12 protein-coding genes, 3 tRNA genes and 2 pseudogenes are annotated in these 19,560 nt (G+C 58.1%); 7 read left to right on the top strand and 10 right to left on the bottom strand.

The window, feature by feature from the left end; translation table 11 throughout:
- Positions 1-386: 386 nt before the first annotated feature.
- The 6 genes and pseudogenes from B4968_RS18180 to B4968_RS18155 all read right to left on the bottom strand — a co-directional run bounded on the left by B4968_RS18180 (position 387) and on the right by B4968_RS18155 (position 9,965).
- Entirely contained in the window at positions 387-3,050 is a 2,664-nt protein-coding gene (locus tag B4968_RS18180) for a methyl-accepting chemotaxis protein (RefSeq protein ID WP_083100778.1), read from the bottom strand.
- 97 nt (positions 3,051-3,147) lie between these two features.
- The gene (locus B4968_RS18175; protein WP_083100777.1) at positions 3,148-4,308 is read right to left on the bottom strand and encodes an ABC transporter substrate-binding protein; all 1,161 of its coding nucleotides are present in this window, start codon (positions 4,306-4,308) and stop codon (positions 3,148-3,150) included.
- A gap of 301 nt (positions 4,309-4,609) precedes the next feature.
- Positions 4,610-5,332, bottom strand: coding sequence for an aspartate/glutamate racemase family protein (locus B4968_RS18170; protein WP_083100776.1), 723 nt, complete (start codon positions 5,330-5,332; stop codon positions 4,610-4,612).
- Between the two features lie 12 nt (positions 5,333-5,344).
- Entirely contained in the window at positions 5,345-6,607 is a 1,263-nt protein-coding gene (locus B4968_RS18165) for an NAD(P)/FAD-dependent oxidoreductase (protein WP_083100775.1), read from the bottom strand.
- Positions 6,607-8,827, bottom strand: a pseudogene (locus B4968_RS26275) (TRAP transporter permease). Before B4968_RS26275 ends, B4968_RS18165 begins: the two are co-directional and overlap by 1 nt.
- Positions 8,828-8,954: 127 nt before the next feature.
- Positions 8,955-9,965 carry a TAXI family TRAP transporter solute-binding subunit gene (locus tag B4968_RS18155; protein ID WP_083100781.1) on the bottom strand — a complete coding sequence of 337 codons (1,011 nt, stop codon included), beginning with the start codon at positions 9,963-9,965 and terminating at the stop codon, positions 8,955-8,957.
- 152 nt (positions 9,966-10,117) lie between these two features.
- Between B4968_RS18155 and B4968_RS18150 the strand changes: the two genes are divergently transcribed.
- From B4968_RS18150 to B4968_RS18135, 4 genes are all read left to right on the top strand, one after another.
- Positions 10,118-11,047, top strand: a complete 930-nt coding sequence (locus B4968_RS18150) for a LysR family transcriptional regulator (RefSeq protein ID WP_083100780.1) — start codon at positions 10,118-10,120, stop codon at positions 11,045-11,047.
- Positions 11,048-11,379: 332 nt separating this feature from the next.
- A tRNA-Asp gene (locus B4968_RS18145) sits at positions 11,380-11,456 on the top strand.
- Between the two features lie 51 nt (positions 11,457-11,507).
- Positions 11,508-11,584: transfer RNA gene (locus B4968_RS18140), tRNA-Asp, on the top strand.
- Positions 11,585-11,665: 81 nt separating this feature from the next.
- Positions 11,666-11,742: transfer RNA gene (locus tag B4968_RS18135), tRNA-Asp, on the top strand.
- Positions 11,743-11,927: 185 nt separating this feature from the next.
- Here the strand turns inward: B4968_RS18135 and B4968_RS18130 are convergent.
- Both B4968_RS18130 and B4968_RS18125 read right to left on the bottom strand, forming a co-directional pair.
- Positions 11,928-12,149 (bottom strand): hypothetical protein, encoded by a 222-nt coding sequence (locus tag B4968_RS18130; RefSeq protein WP_083100774.1) that lies wholly within the window; start codon positions 12,147-12,149, stop codon positions 11,928-11,930.
- Positions 12,150-12,390: 241 nt separating this feature from the next.
- Positions 12,391-13,779 carry a M20/M25/M40 family metallo-hydrolase gene (locus tag B4968_RS18125; protein WP_083100773.1) on the bottom strand — a complete coding sequence of 463 codons (1,389 nt, stop codon included), beginning with the start codon at positions 13,777-13,779 and terminating at the stop codon, positions 12,391-12,393.
- Positions 13,780-14,244: 465 nt separating this feature from the next.
- On the opposite strand from B4968_RS18125, the gene hemA reads away from it, so the two are divergent.
- The 3 genes and pseudogenes from hemA to ispG all read left to right on the top strand — a co-directional run bounded on the left by hemA (position 14,245) and on the right by ispG (position 18,269).
- Positions 14,245-15,468, top strand: coding sequence for a 5-aminolevulinate synthase (gene hemA, locus B4968_RS18120; RefSeq protein ID WP_083100779.1), 1,224 nt, complete (start codon positions 14,245-14,247; stop codon positions 15,466-15,468).
- 132 nt (positions 15,469-15,600) lie between these two features.
- Positions 15,601-16,814: pseudogene (locus tag B4968_RS18115) on the top strand (helix-turn-helix domain-containing protein).
- 333 nt (positions 16,815-17,147) lie between these two features.
- Positions 17,148-18,269, top strand: coding sequence for a flavodoxin-dependent (E)-4-hydroxy-3-methylbut-2-enyl-diphosphate synthase (gene ispG, locus B4968_RS18110; RefSeq protein ID WP_083100772.1), 1,122 nt, complete (start codon positions 17,148-17,150; stop codon positions 18,267-18,269).
- 128 nt (positions 18,270-18,397) lie between these two features.
- On the opposite strand, the gene B4968_RS18105 is transcribed toward ispG, so the two are convergent.
- The gene (locus B4968_RS18105) at positions 18,398-19,168 is read right to left on the bottom strand and encodes a DsbA family protein (protein ID WP_083100771.1); all 771 of its coding nucleotides are present in this window, start codon (positions 19,166-19,168) and stop codon (positions 18,398-18,400) included.
- Positions 19,165-19,560: tetratricopeptide repeat protein (locus B4968_RS18100; protein WP_479559064.1), on the bottom strand; the 396-nt coding region annotated here is incomplete at its 5' end. The genes B4968_RS18105 and B4968_RS18100, both read right to left, overlap by 4 nt.

The raw sequence follows: 19,560 nt of genomic DNA, 5'->3' as shown, positions 1-19,560 counted from the left end.
TCGGGAGTTCGAGCCTCTCATCACCCACCAGACACTCCCCACCCTCCAACCAAAAAAAATGGGCCTGACATTTTTTGATGTAGGTGGACATTTTACGTAAACGGCTTTGCAAACGTGCTGTCGGTCTATGGGCTACAGCCGAGCCACATGATGCGCCGCCTGCTGGCAGATCTGCGTTAAATGAGGTGGCTGTGGCGCCCCTGTCAGGATTGCGCCTGTTGCCGCCAGGCCGCCTTGCGACCGTCACTCTCACACTCTCACAGTCTCGCTAGGAGGAGTTGGCAAGAGTGGGGGCAGGCTGGTTCATACCCGTGAGGGCATGAACCAGATCCGCAGGCGTTGGCTCATAGCTGTGACTAGCAACTCTGGTGCTGGCGCCGTGTCTGTCAGGCGTAGCGCTCGTACTCCTCATCAGCGCCACTGCCCAGGCCAAAGTCCTGCGCGTTGCCTGCATCAGCTGTGGCGCGGGCAACGGTGAAATGCGCCACCAGTTCCGTAAGGCGCCCGGCATCGCTTCGCAACATATGGCTGGCAGCGGTAGATTGCTCTACCATTGCAGCGTTTTGTTGCGTGACTTTGTCCAGCTCGGTAATGCCGATATTGGTTTCGTTCAGGCCTGTGGCTTGCTCGGTTGCTCCATCGGCAATTTCGGAAACCAATTGAGAGATATGGCCAATCTGCGTCACAATGGATTGCAAGGCTTTGCCTGCGCCCCCGACCAGTTCAACACCAGAGTCCACCTGTTTGGAACTTTTGCTGATCAGATCAGTGATTTCCCGTGCGGCAGCCGCAGTCCGTTGCGAAAGGCCCCTGACCTCGGAGGCAACAACTGCAAATCCACGACCGGCATCGCCTGCACGCGCAGCCTCTACACCCGCATTCAGGGCAAGCAGGTTGGTCTGAAAGGCAATGTCATCAATCACGCCGATGATCTGCGCGATCTGTTTTGAGCTGGTCTCAATATCCTGCATCGCAACCACGGCACTTTCGACAATCTTGCCGCTGGCTGTTGCCTCGGCTTTTGTCTCTTGTGTTGTGGCCTCAGCGGAACGCGCGCCTTCTGCAGCCGAGCGGACACTGGCCGTCAACTCGTCCAGGGCAGCAGCCGTTTCTTCCAGCGTCGCAGCCTGGCTTTCGGTTCTGCGTGACAGATCGTCTGACGCCTGGCTGATTTCTGACGCCCCATTGCGGATCGAGGACGACACGGTGACCACTTCAACCACGGTGCTGCTCAGGGTTTCCGCGGTGCTGTTGAAATCCGCTTTCAGCTGGTCGTAGCCGGCGCTAAGCTCCTGATCGATCCGATAGGTCAGATCCCCCTTGGAAAGATGCGCAAGACCGTCGCCAATGGCGGCCACGGCCGCGGCTTGCTGGGCCTGATGCGCGGCTCTGTCGGCCTCGGCTGTCTCGGCCAGTTCCTGCTTTTCAACAAGACCATCACGAAACACCGTCAGGGCCTTGGCAATCCGGTGGATTTCATCGCTGGCGCGGTCAAAGCCGAGAATGGGGCTCAGGTCGCCCTCGGCGAGGCGTTCGGTTGTTTGACTGATGGCATTGAGGGGGCGCTGCACCAACCATTGTGTCAACAGCAGTGCCGCAACCAAAAGGCCGCCTGAGAAGGCCAGAAGATATTCGAGATTGGCCTTTGCTTCGCTCACTTCAGAGGAAATTTCACCGGCCATGACGCCAATTTCGCCCAGGCTTTCTGAGCCCAGCAAGGAGGCCTGACCTGCAATCTGCAGCACGATGTTGGCGGTTGATGTTGCTTCGACCTTTGCCGTTGCATCCGCAGTGATAGAGGCGATTCTGAAAGCAGAAAGCCCTTGTTCGGGATCTGCCAGGGCCGTGATCGCGCTCAGAGGGGCGTCAACCACGCCATCGCTAAATCCAATGAAGCCGTTGAGCGCTTCTGCGGCGCGTTCCAGAGAGGTCGCAGCCAGACGGGTTTTGTCAACATCGGGGGATGTTACCACATCCAGAGCGGCAACTTGGAAGCTGCTGATCCAGGTGTTGATTTCAAGAAGCGTGTTGAGAAAGCCAACTTCGTTGTCGATCAGGCTTTGAATGGCTTCGCGGTTGCCGGTGCTTGCGTCATCTGCGGCGATTGTCAGCTCAAACACCATATCATCAACCGAAGACGCAAGGATCGCGTCGCTGGACTGACGTGCTGACAAGACGGCCTGACGCAGCTCAGCTGTTTGATATTGGCCCTTTTTAATCGCATTTTCTAGCGTTGTGTTGGCCTCACGAAGTGCCGAAACCTCCACGACTTCTGCGGCTCTGGTCTCAAGCGTGTCCAAAGCACCAGAAAGCCGGACACTTGAGGCTTTTGCCAGATCTGAAAGAATGGCTGCCAGGCTGCTGTCTTGTGCGCTGCCAAGCGCCAGGGCGACACCGGACAACAGATTAAACTCTGCCCGTGCCTCAAGAAGGGTTTGCAGCGTGGTGAATTTGGTTTCCACCAGGTCCAGAAGGGTGGCGTCAATCGAGGTCATCGTGTCCTCGCCGCCGATTGTCAGATTGAAATAGGCATCATCCGCGATCTCTACCAGCGCACCTTGCAACGTGCTGCTCAGCGCCTGGAGTTCTGTTGTCTGTGCCATCACCCAAGCCGAGTTTTTGAAGGCAATCGAACGGGCCGAAATAGAGCCGGCGAGCGCGGCCTCTATTTCGGCAACGTCTTTGGAAAACTCCGGGCGCAGGGCCTCGGGTAATTCTGCAACGACAGTTTCCAGCAGGAGGACGGCGTCATTCACTTCTTTCGTCGCGGTCTCAAGCACTTCAGGTGCCTCTGCCAGCATGACCGCAACCATAGCATTCTTGGTTTTACTCGCAGCCCCGATAAGCTGGGTACTCAGCTCCATTTGGGGCAGCTTTTCCTCAGACAAGCTGGTCATGTCGCCAGAGATGCGTTCAAAGGCAAAGAAAACCGCAAACCCGCAGGCAGCGGATGTGGCTGCCATGGACAATAGGATCAGGATCATCTTGGCCCTGATGCTGGAAAGCGGATGGCGGCGGCGTTTGGCTATCTTGGGTGGCTGTTTCGGCATGTTGCTACCTGTATTTCCAGAACTCGGGGGCATCTGCCCGGAAACCGGGCAGATTGTGTTTGTAAAGACGCGCGTGCGCCTTCACGCAATTTTACGATTATGAGCCGCCACCGGACACAACGGGCTGAAAGCCACCGTCCTTGGTGATTTTGGTCAGGAAAACGCTGTCCATGCCCTGATTGTCATCAGGTCCAAAGGTCATGGTGACACCGCCAAAATCGACAGTCCGAAGGCCAGCCAGGGCTGCAAGGAAGGAGGTCCGTGTCAGATCCGTACCGGCAGCGTCCAGAGCAGCCAGGGCCAGGCGACCTGTCAAATAGCCTTCCAGGGTTACAAAACCTGGCTCCGCCGCTGGATCAGCTGCTTTCAGGGCCTGCTGATACTGGGCAACGGCTGGCACCGAAGCATCCCAAGGGAAAGGAACAACCTGGCTGATGATCACATCTTCACCAGCCTCACCAAGTTCCTTTGCCAGGGCATCGGAGCCAACAAAAGAGATGTTCACGAAGGTCGGGTTGAACTTCAGTTTACGGGACAGTTTGATGAACTCGGCAACAGGTTTATAGGCGCCCACCATGACAACGGCATCTGGTTTTGCCTTTTTGATGGTCAGGAGCGCTTTTTTCACCGCAGTTGTATTTCGGGTGTAGGTTCCTTCGGCCACGAGCGTCATGCCACGGCTTTCCAAAGCGGCGGTCACGCCCGCCAGACCTACACGGCCAAAACCATCATCCTGGTACAGCAATGCAATATTCTTCATGCCTTTTTGGTCAACCAAATACTCAATCCATGCTTCGGCTTCGGCAAAATAGGTGGCGCGAACGTTAAAGATGTTGCCGTGGCTCGCGTCGCGCAGGAAACCCGCACCGGTGAAGGGGCCAACAAAGGGAATATTGGCTTCGGTCGCGATTGGCTGCGTCGCAGAGGCGGTCGGTGTGCCGACAAGGCCGATCAGGCCAATGTGGTTGTTTGCTTCAACGACGGACTTTACCAGAGCAACGGAGCGATCCGGCTCATAGGTGTCATTCATGCTTTCCAGGGTGATGGTGCGCCCATGAATGCCACCTGCCGCATTGGCTTCTTCAAAGGCAGCCAGCATGCCAAGGCGCATCCCCTGTCCCAGGGCAGCGGCTGGACCTTCAAGAGCGGCGACCTGTGCAAAGGCAACAGAATTGCCGGTCACGCCTTCTTGCGCACTCGCGAGAACTGGCAGTGCCGCTAAAGCCGCAGCAACCAAGATAGACTTTTTGAATGACATCGTTTGGACTCCACAAAAAATTACATGTGGTCCTCAATGCATGCGACATATTAATTTGTGCGAAAGACGGTCAAAAGACGGTCAAAAAAGTGTGTAAAATTGTATAGTCTAGGTAAGCCTGTCGGCCTCATTTTTTGGTTTGGCCAGCCCCAGATTCATTTTTGGTTTGGGCTGTCAAAGTCACCTGCCTTTCAAAAGGCGGGCCTGCGTAAAGACGGGCCTGTGTAAAGGCGGGCCTGTGTAAAGGCGGGCCTGTGGAAGGTGTTTTGGCTCCAAAGAAGGCTTGATCCGCTTTGCGTTTTCAGACCCCGGCATAGCTTTGGCGCAGAACAACATCATGCATCATTGTTGCGAGCGTCGTGAGATCGAACACTGGGCGTTTAATCGCATGTTGTAGTTTTTGTGCGTAGGGCGGCAGATCGGTGCATTCCAGCACGACGGACTTGATGTCTGGTGCCGCTTCAATCAGCCGACTGGCCGCGGCCTGAACTTCCGCTTCAATTTTGTTCAGGTCCATAGAGTTGCGTTCGTTGCGCAAAATCACCGATGCGAATTCCTGCGTCTCTTCAAGGCCCTGCACGATGATCGGAACCCCCGAGGCACCGTCGCCGTCAATGTGCTTTGGCGTCAGCGCAGGAGCTGAGGCGGTCAGCACGCCAACGGGCGCCCGGGTCATCTGGTAGGCCAGCGGAACCTGCAAAAGCGACGAGAGAAACACCGGAACCGAGACCGATTGCGCAATCTCGCGCTGGAACAGGGCCACAAAGCCACTAGACCCGGTAATGGCTTTGACGCCCTGTTTCTCAAGCCGAATGGCCGCGGCAACAATGGGCTCTAGCATCTCCGGCGACGGGTTGTTCAACAGTTCTGGCACCGTGATCCCCTGCAGGATTTCATAGGTCGTGGTAAAGGGCAGGGAGGCGGGGTTCTTGATGTGCCCCGCGGGCTTTGGGAAGTAACTTTCCAGCGAGAGCACGCCAATCGCAAGGCCGCAGATATTTTGCCCTCCACACAGAACTGTCATCGCGAAACCCTCTCAGAATCGATTTGGAGTATAGGGGGTGAGGTCGATATTGGCGGGAACACTGGCCGCAATATCAGCCACGATGCGGCCGGTCTTTGGCGCCATCATCAAGCCATAGTGGCTGTGGCCAAAAGCGGTTATCAGACCCGGAAAACCCTCGATTTCACCAATGCAGGGAAGACTGTCGGGCAGGCTGGGTCTTTGGCCCGACCAGGTGCTGATCTTTTCGCAGGACAGGCCCGGCAGCAGGTTTTGCCCCAGTTTCACCAGCGCTTTGATCCTGTTTTGATTGTTCGGCGCGTCCAGACCGGCAAACTCGGCGGTTCCGGCGACGCGCAGCCCCTCTTCCATTGAAGAGGCCACGAATTTCATGTCCATATCCATGACCGAATGGCTGAGCTGGACGCCGGGATCAGCAAAGGAGACGTGGTAGCCGCGCTCTGCCTCCAGAGGGATGCGAATGCCCAGAGGTTTCAGCAGCTGTGCCGACCAGGCCCCCATGGCGAGAACCAGCTTGGGGGTTTGGTGACGTCCTGAGGCCGTGACATAGCTCCAGCCGCGCTCTCCCTCACCCTGTGCCTCTGGTCGTATCTCTGTGACCTCTTCGCAGATGGTTTCGCCACCCAGGGCCCTGAATTTGTCGGCCAGAACGGCGCCCAGACGCCCCGGAGAGGTGGCCCGGGCCTGTCCTTTCAGCAGGATCGCGGCCTGAAAATCATGGCTCAGATCGGGCTCCAGATCGCGCAGATCACCAGCGCCTATCCGTGCTATCGACGCACCAAACTCTTGCCGCATGCTGTAGTCGGGCGACATCGCCCCGGCGGCTTCGGCACTGCGAAACGCATGCACGTAATAGCTGTCGCGCAATAGATGCTCTTGTCCAGTGCCCTGCAAAAGGCTGCGAAACAGGCTGACATTGTCACGGTTCAGCTGATCCATGGCTTTGGAGATCTCGCCAATCCGGCTGGCCCGCCCTTCATAGAGAAACCGCAGAACCCAGGGGGCAAGACGCGGCAGGTATCTGGGGCGCACAGTGACCGGACCCAGCGGATCGAGCAGCCAGCCCGGAACCTTCTTCCAGAGACCCGGCATCGATTGGGGCACAACCGACCAGGGCGAGATGACCCCGGCATTGCCAAACGAGGTGGCCTGCCCGGGGTCATCACGGTCCAGCAAGCGAACCTGCAGGCCTTTTTCAAGCAGCGCCAAGCCGGTGCAAATCCCGACAATGCCTGATCCCAGAACCGTCACATCAATGTTGTTTTGTTCTGGCATCAGATGACCGCTTTTGAACGTTTTTGTCTGGACAGCTGCTGCATCAGGGCGGGGGACATGACAACCAGGGCCAGGAGGTCAGAGTTCAGGCTGGGCGCGACGAGGAACAGGCCGCCAAGGGCCATCAGTGCTCTCCACGCCCCGCTGAGAGGTGCGAGGAAGTAGCCCGACACTGCCGTGGCGATTGCAAAGACGCCAAGGGCACAGGTCACGGTCACCTGCAGAAAACTGGTGAGGGTGAAATACTCTGGCAACACGATCAGCATGGTTGGCGCATAGACAAAGACCATCGGCACCATCAGTTTGCCCAAGCCCAGCGTGAACGCGCTGAGGCCGGTGCGGAAAGGGTTTGACCCGGCAATTCCTGCGGCTGCATAGGCCGAGGCGCAGACCGGTGGGGTGATTTCGGAGATCACACCGTAATACAGCACAAACATATGGGTGGCGAGTGGCGGCACGCCAAGCTGTGACAGCGCTGGCGTCGCAACCGCGACCAGCATGATATACAGCGCTGTTGTCGGCAGGCCCGCGCCCATCAAAATACAGGCCATGGCGATCAGAACCAGCGAGATGAACTGCTGCAGCGCAGGCTGGCTGAAGGCGTCAATATTGCTCCATTCCACCAGCGGCGCCACACTGGCCGCAATATCTGCGGCCCCACCCGTGACCATAAAGCCCAGGCGAAAGCCGACACCGGTGGTGTTGATCACACCCACGACGATGCCTACGGCGGCCGAGGCGGCGCCAACGGCAAGCGCATATTGCACGCCGACGTGGAAGCTGTCGAACAGATCACCAAAGCTCTGGCGTGTGTTGCGGTGCAGGGTGCCAAGGATGGTCAGACCCGCAAGGACGCCGGCCATGCCCGGGCTGTAACCCTCGCCGGAATAGGGCGAAGCCTTCCAGAAGATATAGCCAAGAAAGGCGAGGGGGATGATTAGCGATGCGGGTTTGTCAAAGGCGCAAAAGCCAACAATGACGCAGAGGATCAACCCGACAAAGGCCGCCATGTTTGGCGAATAGCCCGAGAACAGCACCACCAGCAGGGCGATCAGCGGTATGATGGTGAACCAGCCCTCCCGCCAGACCTGCACAATTTTGGGCAACTCTTCTTTGGTATAGGTCGGCAGATTCAGCTTTTTGGCGGTGAAGTGCACAATAGACATCACACCAATGTAGTGCATCAATGCGGGCACGATGGCCGCGATCACGATGGTGGTATAGGGCACCTCTAGATATTCAGCCATCAGGAACGAGGCCGCGCCCATAATCGGTGGGGTGATCTGGCCACCGGCCGAGGCCGCAGCCTCGACACCGCCGGCGAAATGTCCACGGGATAGCCCATTTTCTTCATGTTGGGGATGGTGAGCGACCCCGTGGAAACCGTGTTGGCGATAGAGCTGCCTGAGATGGTGCCAAAAAACGCGGAGGACACCACCGAGACTTTGGCAGGGCCGCCAGTGTAGCGCCCCGCCATGATCATGGCGTTGTCGACAAAGAACTGCCCCAGCCCCATCCGCTGCGCCACCACGCCAAACAGCACGAAATGGAACACCACGGTTGAGACCACCCAGAGGGTGACGCCAAAGATGCCTTCGGAGGGGAAATACATATTGTTGACGAACTGACGCCAGTCGACGCCGGGATGTTTCAGGATCTGCGCCGGCATGTAGGGGCCAAACAGCGCGTAGGACATGAAGACCAAAATGATCAGCGGCAGCACAAAGCCAATGGTGCGGCGGGCGATCTCCAGCACCGTCACCAACAGCACCGAGCCCAAGAACACCTCCAGCCCCCAAGGGGCTCCCTGTCGCATCGCCTGTTCGGGCAAATCAAAGCCAAAGCCGGCAAAGCCGCGCCAGCTAAGCCACAAAAACAGCGAGGCGGCAATGGCCAGCCCGGCCAGCGCCCAGTCATAGAGCGGCACATTGCCCGGTGCCAGCGGCGAGGCGCCGCGCCATTCCAGCGCGCGGGCGGATTTGATCAGGGGAAAGCCTGTGAAGATGAACATGAACAACCCGGTCAGGTGAATGCCCATATGCACGTGGTCCACCGGCGTGCCAAACCCGGCCGTCACAGATGGTAAAGCGCAAAACAGATCATTGCCCAATACAGCAGCTTGCTGATCACAGGGCCATTGTCGCGGGTGTTCAGAGCAGAATCGTATTTCTTCTCAAGCTCTTCAAGCGCCTTGTTGTCGAGGTGGGATTGCAATGGCATTGGGGAAGGTTCCTGCTGCAGGGGCTGGCATTCGGACTGTGTCGACAGACTGTGCCGACAGACTGCGTCGATAAATAAGGCGGCAGCGGTGGGCGTTCCGCTGCCGCCATCGGCCAAAGAGGAGGGGCTACTTCAACAGGCCGGCTTCGCGATAAAAGCGCTCGGCACCGGGGTGCAGTGGCACGCCAATGCCCTCGACACCGTCCAGGGCGGTCTCCATCGTGATGACCTTGCCTTTGGGGTGGCCATTATCCAGCAGCTTGCGGGCGGTTTTCGACCACAGGGCCTTGGTGATCTGATAGACCAGCTCTTCGTCGATATTGGCGTTGGTCACCATAATGCCCGAGACGGCAACGGTGTTCACATCGTATGGCACGCCGGGATAGGTGCCCGCAGGGATTTTTGAGGGAATGTAATAAGGCACCGTCGTGTTGGCCTGCTTCACCTCTTCATCGGTAAAGTTATAAAGCTCCATGCCCTTGGTGTTGTCCAACTGGATCATGGCCGCAACCGGGGTACCGGCGGCATAGAAATAGGCATCCAGCTGCCCATCGGCCAGACGTTCCGCGGATTGGCTGTTGTTCAGCTCAGCCGCACTGATGTTGTCGCGGTTGACGCCGTGGTCGCCAACGATCAGCTCTACCGCGATTTGTGTGCCAGAGCCCGCCTGCGCGATGCCAACGCGCTTACCTTTCAGATCACCAAGGCCATTCAGAGCGGCCCCCTTGGGCATCCGCAGATGCAGGTCTTCGGGGTAGAGATTGGCAATGATCCGCAGGTCAGGTTTGGCGTTGCCCTCGTATTTGCCGACGCCGTGAGAGGCAAAATGCAGCGTGGCGGCGCCGGAGAGACCAGACTCCATCTGCCCCGCCTGAATGGCGTTGACATTATGGGCCGAGGCATTGGTCGACTGCGCAATAGCCACCAGGCCCGGCACGCCGCAGTTGCCGCCCTCTTCACAGGCCCGAGAGCCGGGTGGGTTTGAGATCGCATTGGCAATGATGCCACCGATAGGGAAATAGGTGCCGCCGGCACCCCCTGTACCGATACGGAAAAAGGTCATTTCCTGCGCCACGGCGACGCCTGTCATCATGGTGCAGGCCAGCGCGGCCTCGGTGATTGTGGCAAAAATACTCATGTCATTCGTCTCCCAGTTGCTTTTTGTGCGCCCCATGTCATCCGGGACTGCCAGCCTAAAATGCAATTTCTCAAGGGTGCAGGCGCAGTTTGATAAATGCAAACTCGAAATATTATGGTATCCATAAAAATCAGTTATGCATTGGGGATGCGATGAACTTGCAGCAGTTGGCGACTTTTCGCGAAATTATGAAATCCGGTTCTGTCAGCCAGGCTGCACGCAACCTGCATCGCACCCAGCCCGCCGTGAGTGCCTCTTTGAAAACGCTGGAGGAGGACCTGGGCTTGGCCCTGTTCCTGAGGGAGGGGCGCAGGCTGGTGCCGGTTCCCGAGGCACAATACCTGTTGGCCGAAGCCTCGGAGGTGCTGGATCGTCTGAGTGTTGCGGAGCAGAACCTGACCGCGTTGCGGGACCGCAGAACTGGCCGGCTGCGCGTGGTGGCCATGCCTGGACCCTCGGCTTATCTTTTGCCCGAATTCATAAGTAGTTTTATCGCGGACCGGCCCGAGGTGCAGGTGTCTGTTGCGACCCGAAGCTCGCTGCAGGTGCGCAATCTGATCTCGGCGCAGGGCTTTGATGTCGGCTTTTGCGACCTTGAGGTGCTGGAGGGGCCCGACCGGCTGTTTTTTAACGAGGACATCTCTAGCTACTGCCTCTGTGCCTTGCCCTGTGATCACCCGCTGGCGGCCCAAACCATTGTCACTGCCAGGGATCTGGATGGCCACCCCATGGGGGCGTTGCAGCCGACACATTCGACCTTTGCCAACACGCAAGCGGCCTTTGCCTCCGAGGGGGCAGACTTTAATATTCGCATAGATATGCAATATTTCCTGCCGCTTTTCCCGTTCATTGAGGCGGGCCAGATCTGTGCTGTGGTCGATGTGCTCAGCGCCTATTCCTATCTGCGCAGCAAGGGCGATGCGGCGCGCATCGTCTTTCGGGCGTTCCAGCCGGACGTTCCATTTGGCTACTCGATACTGACGCCGCATCAACGGCCTCTCTCTCGTCTGGCTGAAGAGTTTGTGACGCAATGGAGGAGCTGGGTGCTGCATGCCATCGCGCGGGCTGGTCAGCCTGACTGACAGCTGACTGACAGCTGACTGACGGGCAAGTATGTCCCTCTCCGGTCATGTACTCCTAAAAATCCGCTGTCCGCTTCCCGGTCATGTCGCTCTCTTTGGCGCGCTTTGGGGATTTTGTTGCTGGTGGAGGACCGAGCGCAGGGGCGGCAGAGGGGGTATTCCCTTTCAATTTTGGTAAAGACTCTTTCGAAGTCATGAAAATCAACTGGTTAGAGCGTGAAAGTTATTTTTTTTGACCAAAGCGGAGAAAATGGCAAAACACCGCTTGACGATCCCCGAGCGCTGGGAATATTACAGCCCAACATTCAGCGGCGACGTTGGATGGGCAGCACGCGGTTGTAGCTCAGCTGGTTAGAGTACCGGCCTGTCACGCCGGGGGTCGCGGGTTCGAGCCCCGTCAACCGCGCCACTTTTCTTTTGACGCCTTGCCCGTTTGGGCAGTCTGAAAAGGCAAAGATGCGCGGTTGTAGCTCAGCTGGTTAGAGTACCGGCCTGTCACGCCGGGGGTCGCGGGTTCGAGCCCCGTCAACCGCGCCACTGCTGCCTGTCTGATTTGGGCATACTCAAATCCCGCTCCGGATGGAGAATGTGGTCTCGGCCACTGTGAAGAGAAAATGCGCGGTTGTAGCTCAGCTGGTTAGAGTACCGGCCTGTCACGCCGGGGGTCGCGGGTTCGAGCCCCGTCAACCGCGCCACTTTTCAATCCAAGATTTTATGAAATGCGATCTGCTTTGAAGCAGCACTTGTTCGGGTTCTTCGGCTGTCACCTGTGGGCTCACCTGCGTGGCGGTAAGCGCCCTGAACTCAACATGGTGCTGCCTCTCGTGGCCCCAATTGGGACCGCGCGCCCTATGGCGAGTTCAGGGGGGCTGTGAGCCTGTCACGGAGAAGGCGGCATTGGCTCAGCCGTGGTGTCGTGGCGCCACTGGGTCAGCTCGGTGTTGAGCCACTGTGTTAAACGTTCCATGTCTGGTGTTTTGTGTGTTTCAATATGGTGCAGCAATACGCGAACGCCATGTTGATATCCCGCTCGGTAGCTTTCTTCCGGATCCTTTTGATTCCCTTCAAAACCGGCCGGTCGCTTGAACTTGCTCTGTGTCATTACTCGTCTCCAATCGTCGAAATCACGCATCAGAGGCCAGTATCGCGAATTTTTGATAAGCAATTCTTAAGCGGGCACAGCTTCGCGCAGTCCAGGCGCGAGGCTGCTCTGCAGAGGGTGGCAGCCAGGATATCAGTCAGGATGGCAGGGCGCCTGACCCGATCAGCTGGGGCCAGAAAGGGGGCAGGGATAGGCCGGAGAAGAGCCGGACGGGATGTGCCCGCCCGGATTTTAGTCTCGCCTACTTTGTCAGGGCGTCCAGAATGCGGGCCCAGGACCGCATGCCTTTGTGGAAGCTCTTCAGGTCATACTTTTCATTCGGGGAATGGATGGCATCGTCATCGTTGGCGTAGCCTATGAGCATTGATTCCATGCCGAGGATGGATTTGAAGAAGCCCGCAATCGGGATCGAGCCCCCCATGCCGCAGAACACCGCTTCGCGGTTCCATTCATCGCTCAGGGCGCCGCGGGCGGCCTCGAACTCTGGGCGGGTGATATCCATCACAGAGGCGCGCGAGCCTTCCAGATCATTGTCCCAGACCACTTTGCAATCGGGCTTCAGCTGGGCTTCGACATGTTTGCGGATGGCGTCGCGCAGGGCGTCGGGGTCCATGTCGCCAACAAGGCGGCAGGTGATCTTGCAATGTGCTTCTGAGGGAATCACGGTCTTTGATCCGGCGCCATTGTAGCCGCCCCAGATGCCGTTCACCTCCAGCGTTGGCCGGGCCCATTGCTGCTCCAGGATGGAATAGTCTTTTTCGCCATGCGCCTGCGTGTAGCCCGCATTGTCGAGGTAGTCTTTGGCGTCAAACCCTGAGGCCTCCCATTGGCGCAGCAGCTCGGCGGGAACCTCATGGACGCCTTGATAGAAGCCATCAACGCTAACAGCGCCGGTCTCTTCGTCATAGAAAGATGCGATGATGCGCGAGATTTCCCGCAGCGGGTTGAGGCCGGGGCCGCCGTAGTGGCCCGAGTGCAGATCGATGCGCGGGCCGACAAGGGTGAACTCGTCCTTCAGCATGCCACGCAGCTGCGAGGCAATCGAGGGCACACCGCGCGACACCATCGAGGTGTCACAGATCAGGGCGTAATCCGCTTTCAGCTCAGCGGCGTTTTCTTGCATGAAGGGAATCAGGGAAGGCGAGCCGGATTCCTCTTCGCCTTCAAAGAAAAAGGTGATGCGACAGGGGAGCGATCCGTGAATGGCCTTCCAGGCGCGGCAGGCCTCGACAAAGGTCATCAGCTGGCCCTTGTCATCTGACGCGCCACGGCCCCGGATCACAGTGCCATTGGGGGTCTCTTCCAGCTGTGGCTCAAACGGTGGCGTGGTCCAGAGGTTTAGTGGGTCAACCGGCTGCACGTCGTAGTGGCCGTAAAACAGCACATGAGGGGCCTCGGTGTTTTCTTCACCGATATGGCCAACCACCATGGGATGACCCGGCGTGGGGCGCTTTTCCGCCTTGATGCCGATCGACTTCAGGTCGGCAACCAGCCAGTCTGCAGCCTTGTCACAGTCCGCCTTAAAGGCAGGGTCGGTGGAAATGGACTGAATGCGCAGCAGCTCCAGCAGGCGCTCGGTTGCGGCATCAAGGTCAGTGTCAATCCGATCAAGCACGTCGTTTAGCGACATCGTTTTCTCCGGCAGATGAAGGGGGTTGAGAGGGTCGATTGCGCAGACCCTAGCAGCCCAAAATGCGCAGGGCCAGATCTGCCGGAGGCAGAATTCTGAGGCGCATCATGGCGAAGGGGGGGGCGAATCCGTTTTGAGTCCCTGCAAAGTTCGCCTTAGGTCGCGGGTGACAGGGCGCGTATATGGGCAGTACGGTTTCCAATATGCTGCATTTGCCGGATTTGTCGCAGCCAGAGTGGCGCAATCGGTGGGAAAGCAGGCGCAGCCCGTCTTGTCGGGCTTTCGCTATAGGTCTATTTGACCTGTATCAAAGTTGCGAAGGGCCTGTGTGCGTATCCGGTTGAAATGGAGACGCGCATTTGCTACTCATTCATTAATGTGAATGGGTTTTGACCCAGGAACTGCGCCAAAGATACACAGCCTGCGCTTTTCAGATGAGCGCCTCAGAAAGCTATGGAGAAGCCGGTGGACTATTCCGCGAAACTTGATGCTGCTATTGATCGTCTCCATGATGAGGGGCGCTATCGCACCTTTATCGATATCGAGCGCAAGAATGGCCAGTTTCCGCACGCGGTCTGGACCCGTCCCGATGGCAGCAGTCAGGATATCACGGTTTGGTGTGGCAACGACTATCTCGGCATGGGGCAAAACCCTGTTGTGCTGCAGGCGATGCACGAGGCGATTGACGCCACGGGGGCAGGCTCTGGTGGCACGCGAAACATCTCGGGCACCACTGTTTATCACAAACGTCTTGAGGCCGAGCTGGCGGATCTGCATGGCAAGGAGGCGGCCCTGCTGTTCACCTCTGCCTATATCGCCAATGATGCGACGCTCTCAACGCTGCCAAAGCTGTTTCCGGGACTGATCATCTATTCGGATGCGCTGAACCATGCCTCGATGATCGAAGGCGTGCGGCGCAATGGCGGCGCAAAACGTGTTTTCCGGCACAATGATGTGGCGCATCTGCGCGAACTTTTGGCTGCGGATGATCCCAAGGCCCCCAAGCTGATTGCCTTTGAATCGGTTTGTTCCATGGATGGTGACTTTGGTCCCATCGAAGAAATCTGCGATCTGGCGGATGAATTTGGCGCCCTGACCTATATTGATGAGGTGCACGCGGTTGGGCTTTATGGTCCACGCGGTGGCGGTGTCACCGAGCGCGATAACCTTGCCCACCGGATTGACATTATCAATGGCACCTTGGCCAAGGCCTATGGCGTGATGGGTGGCTATATCGCCGCCTCGGACAAAATGTGCGATGCGATCCGCTCCTACGCGCCGGGGTTTATTTTCACCACCTCGCTCTCCCCTGCCGTGGCCGCAGGTGCGGCCGCGTCGGTGGCCTATCTGAAAGAGGCCCCTGAGCTGCGTGAAAAGCATCAGGAACTGGCCAAAGCACTGAAGCTGCGCCTGAAAGGGCTGGGCCTGCCAATCATCGACCACGGCAGCCATATTGTTCCGGTGATTGTTGGCGATCCGGTGCATACCCAAAAGCTCAGCGATATGCTGCTGTCCGAATTCGGCCTCTATGTGCAGCCGATCAACTACCCGACCGTGCCGCGGGGCACCGAGAGACTGCGCTTTACTCCCTCGCCAGTGCATGGCCCCGCTGAAATCAATCACCTGGTCAATGCAATGGACAGCCTGTGGTCGCATTGTGCGCTGAATCGTGCCGAATTAGCAGGTTAACGCACAGAAATGTGTGCAAAATGGTTGAGTGTGTTATGTTTCCATCAATGAAAAGGGGCAGGTGAATCGCTGGGGTGATTCGTTTAGCGCCGAAAGATGTCGGATACGGCAGGCTAAGATGGGACAGCGGGCATGATTAGGCGCCTCACTTTGCGCAAATCTAAGGAGCATGAGAACTCATCTGCTCCTAAGAGCTTCGATGATTATGAATTACGCCTTGGCGATATGATGCGCGGAGAGCGCGCAACCATGGGGAAATCCCTCCTGGATGTTCAGCGCGAGCTTCGCATCAAAGCCTCCTATGTTGCCGCCATCGAAAATTCTGACCCCTCTGTTTTTGACACCCCTGGGTTTATTGCCGGCTATGTGCGCTCTTATGCGCGCTACCTGAATATGGATCCGAATGTCGCGTTTGAGACGTTTTGCCTGGAAAGCGGCTTTACCGTCGCGCACGGAATGTCTTCCGAAGCCTCATCGCGCCGTCCTGTGGCCACGCAGATTTCTTCTGGCGGTGGGTTGGGCAGTGGGGCTTTTACCTCGCCGACCACGCCTTTTGCGCCGGCCGTTGGCGGTCTCTTCAGCCAGGTTGAACCCCGTGCCATTGGCTCTCTTTTGGTGCTTGTCGGGCTGATTGGCGGCATTGGCTATGGCGGGTTGAGCATTCTGAAAGAAATTCAGCAGGTGCAATTTGCGCCAGTTGAACAGACCCCGCTGGTTTTGGCGGATGTTGACCCCCTGCATGCGGCGCGCCGCCCTCTGGGAGCTGAGGCTCTGGCATCCGTCGGCAGCGATCCTGCCGCTGAGGCGCTGGACCGTCTTTACCGGCCACAGGCGCTGGATGTGCCGGTCCTGACCGCACGTGACGCGCCAATTGCCACGCTTGACCCACGGAGCCTGGGCAATTTTGCCGTGCCTGAGCTGCCAAGCCTGACGCTCGCCGAGGCGAGCCTGCCTGCGACCGGCCCTTGGGCCAGGCTGTGCCACAGGTTGTTGAAGATGTGACCCCAGGGGTCGAAATGGTTGCAGTACGCCCCTCCTGGGTGCAGGTGACCTCTGCCGATGGCTCTGTCATCTACGAGGGTATTATGAACGCTGGTGACAGTTTCACAGTGCCCCTGACCGAAGAGGCGCCCAAGCTGCGGACCGGCGAAAGCGGCGCAATTTATTTTGCTGTCAACGGCGGCCATTTTGGCCCGGTTGGTGAACGCGGTCAGGTCAGTAAGAATATTGACCTTTCGGTTGATGGTGTGTTGGAGCGCTTTGAGGTTGCTGATCTGGAAGACGGCAAAAACAGTGCGCTGGCCACAATGGTTGCCCAACTGCAGGCACAGCCCGCCCCCGAATAGGCCGCCTCCGAATGGTCCGCCTCCGAATAGGCGGCCTCCGACTGGCCCGCCTCTGACCAATTCCCTTCCAAATCGTGCAACGGTGCGGCTCTCTCTTGTCGGGGCTGGCATTGCGGGCCAGTCGTTTGGGGGCAGTATTTGTTACTGCCGTGTTGGCGACTGTGGTCTGTGGCGTCATGAAAAGAAAACCCACAGAGAAAATCCCGGGGTAAATCCCCTGAGAAAACCCACAGAGAAGCCCACTGAGTTGCCCTGCGGCTCAGCGCACCCATTGCAGCGCCTCGGCAGAGACCGTATCTATCACGCAACGAGGATCAACCGGGATCAGCCTGCATGTCCATGAATCACATCCGTCCCTGGCGCAATATCGAGCGCCGCAAAAGCCGCCAGATCCATGTCGGCAAGGTTGCCATCGGTGGCGATGCACCGATTGCGGTACAGACCATGACCAATACGCTCACCACCGATGTCGCAGGCACCATTGCGCAGATCCACGCCTCAGCTGAGGCCGGGGCAGATCTGGTGCGGGTTTCGGTTCCGGATGAGGCCTCGTCAAAGGCGCTGAAGGAAATCGTGGCTGAAAGCCCGGTGCCGATCATCGCAGATATCCATTTCCACTATAAACGTGGCATTGAGGCTGCCGAGGCTGGCGCCGCCTGTCTGCGCATCAACCCAGGCAATATCGGCGATGAAAAGCGTGTGGCCGAGGTGATCAAGGCAGCCCGCGACCACGACTGTGCCATCCGGATCGGCGTCAACGCAGGCTCGCTGGAAAAACATCTGCTTGAGAAATACGGCGAGCCCTGTCCGGCGGCGATGGTGGAAAGTGGCCTCGATCATATCCGTATTCTTGAGGATCACGACTTCCACAATTTCAAGATCTCGGTGAAGGCCTCTGACGTCTTTATGTCCGCAGCCGCCTATCAGCAGCTGGCCGATGCCACGGACGCCCCCATTCACCTTGGCATTACCGAGGCGGGCGGTTTTGTTTCTGGCACCATCAAATCGGCCATTGGCCTGGGCCAGCTGTTGTGGATGGGCATTGGCGACACTCTGCGTGTCAGCCTGTCGGCGGATCCGGTCGAAGAGGTCAAGGTCGGCTTTGAGATCCTCAAATCCCTTGGGCTGCGCCATCGGGGCGTCAATATCATCTCGTGCCCCTCCTGCGCGCGGCAGGGGTTTAACGTGATCAAGACTGTAGAGACCCTGGAAGAGCGGCTGGCACATATTCGCACGCCGCTGAGCCTGTCGATCATTGGCTGCGTGGTGAACGGGCCGGGCGAGGCGCTGATGACCGATGTTGGCTTTACCGGCGGTGGGGCCGGGGCGGGCATGGTTTATCTCGCGGGCAAGGCCAGCCACAAGATGAGCAACGAGGCCATGGTTGAGCATATTGTCGAAGAGGTCGAGAAAAAGGCCGCTGAGATCGAAGCTGCCGAGGCGCGCGAGGCCTGAGGTCCGAGGCCTGAGGTCGACTGGGATCAAAACCGCTGCAGGACCACGCTGCGGAATCAAAAAGGGCGCCTCACTCGCGCCCTTGCTGTTTTCAGATGATAGTGCGGCGATAGGGGGCGGCGACAGGGTCAGCTGTTTTCTTCGCGCTGCTCTTCGACGATGATTTTCAGCTGGTCCGCAGGCAGGTAGCCCCGCAGCAACTGGTTTCCCAGAACAAAGGTCGGCGTGCCAGAGATCGCAAGCTCTTGCGCCAGGGCGCGGGTGCTGCGCAGCTCGTCGGTTACGGCATCACTGTCCATGGCGGCCAAAATCGCGTCGCCGTCCAATGACAGCCCTTCGGCAAGACGGCGCATGGTCACTTCATTAGGCTCGCCCCCCATTTCCATCAAGGCGTCATGAACCTGCTCGTAGGCGTCATCTCCAGCCAGTTGTTTGGTCGCCACCGCAAAGCGGGAGGCAAAGACGGATGCCTCACCAAGGATAGGGAATTCCTTTACAATCAGACGGATATTGCCGTCTTCCTGCAGGAGTTTTGCCACTTCGGGAGCAGATTTGCGGCAATAGCCACAGCGGTAGTCCATGAATTCGACCAGCGTGATGTCGCCGTAGGGATTGCCTCCGACCCAGGAAAACCCATCGTTGTGCAGCGCCTCAAGGTTGGCCGCAACAAGGTCTTCGTCCCGCAGGCTCTCGGCCTCGACCTGCTGTTGTTCCAGCAGATTGACAGCCTCCAGAATCACTTCCGGGTTCTCCATCAGGTAGGCGCGCACTTCGGCGCCAAAGGCAGTGCGTTCATCTTCTGACATGGCGCCAAGATCAAAGGCCTGCGCGGGCAGGGTGCCCAGCACAAGTGCCAGCGCGGTTGCAGCCCCTGTGACCATGCGTGAAAGAGGTTTCATCGTCTTTTCCTTTTCTGACTCTGTTCAAAGGCCAGCAATACATCTTGTGCCCGCCGCCAAGTGGCGGAGCCACGTGGTAAAAGTGCGGTTGCACGTTTTGCATGAAGGCCTGCATCCTCAATACGTCCAACCAGGGCGTATCGTTCGGCGGTCACCAGTGCTGCCATACCGTTTTGACCCGTTTTGGCATAGGCTTGTGACATATCTCTTAGCAGCAGGGCGTTTCTAAAGTCCAAACTGCGTGATTTTTCCATTGTTTTCAAGGAAGCTTTCGCCTCACCTGCCGCAAGTTGAGCCCGGCCATAGCTGGCCAGCACCAGGGCATCCGACGGGGCCAGCTGGACGGCCTGACCAAAGCTCGCCTTTGCGGCGGCCCAGCGGCGGTTCTCAAA

The organism is Pseudophaeobacter leonis (assembly GCF_002087335.1).
GTDB lineage: Bacteria > Pseudomonadota > Alphaproteobacteria > Rhodobacterales > Rhodobacteraceae > Pseudophaeobacter > Pseudophaeobacter leonis.
The sequence above is the reverse complement of the archived record's forward strand: the minus strand, read 5'-3'. Positions and strand labels throughout refer to the sequence as shown.

Excerpts from the sequence above, each read along its gene's own strand:
- B4968_RS18180 (WP_083100778.1), bottom strand. The coding sequence starts at position 3,050 with ATGCCGAAACAGCCACCCAAGATAGCCAAACGCCGCCGCCATCCGCTT.
- B4968_RS18175 (WP_083100777.1), bottom strand. The coding sequence starts at position 4,308 with ATGTCATTCAAAAAGTCTATCTTGGTTGCTGCGGCTTTAGCGGCACTG.
- B4968_RS18170 (WP_083100776.1), bottom strand. The coding sequence starts at position 5,332 with ATGACAGTTCTGTGTGGAGGGCAAAATATCTGCGGCCTTGCGATTGGC.
- B4968_RS18165 (WP_083100775.1), bottom strand. The coding sequence starts at position 6,607 with ATGCCAGAACAAAACAACATTGATGTGACGGTTCTGGGATCAGGCATT.
- B4968_RS18155 (WP_083100781.1), bottom strand. The coding sequence starts at position 9,965 with ATGAGTATTTTTGCCACAATCACCGAGGCCGCGCTGGCCTGCACCATG.
- B4968_RS18150 (WP_083100780.1), top strand. The coding sequence starts at position 10,118 with ATGAACTTGCAGCAGTTGGCGACTTTTCGCGAAATTATGAAATCCGGT.
- B4968_RS18130 (WP_083100774.1), bottom strand. The coding sequence starts at position 12,149 with ATGACACAGAGCAAGTTCAAGCGACCGGCCGGTTTTGAAGGGAATCAA.
- B4968_RS18125 (WP_083100773.1), bottom strand. The coding sequence starts at position 13,779 with ATGTCGCTAAACGACGTGCTTGATCGGATTGACACTGACCTTGATGCC.
- ispG (WP_083100772.1), top strand. The coding sequence starts at position 17,148 with ATGTCCATGAATCACATCCGTCCCTGGCGCAATATCGAGCGCCGCAAA.
- B4968_RS18105 (WP_083100771.1), bottom strand. The coding sequence starts at position 19,168 with ATGAAACCTCTTTCACGCATGGTCACAGGGGCTGCAACCGCGCTGGCA.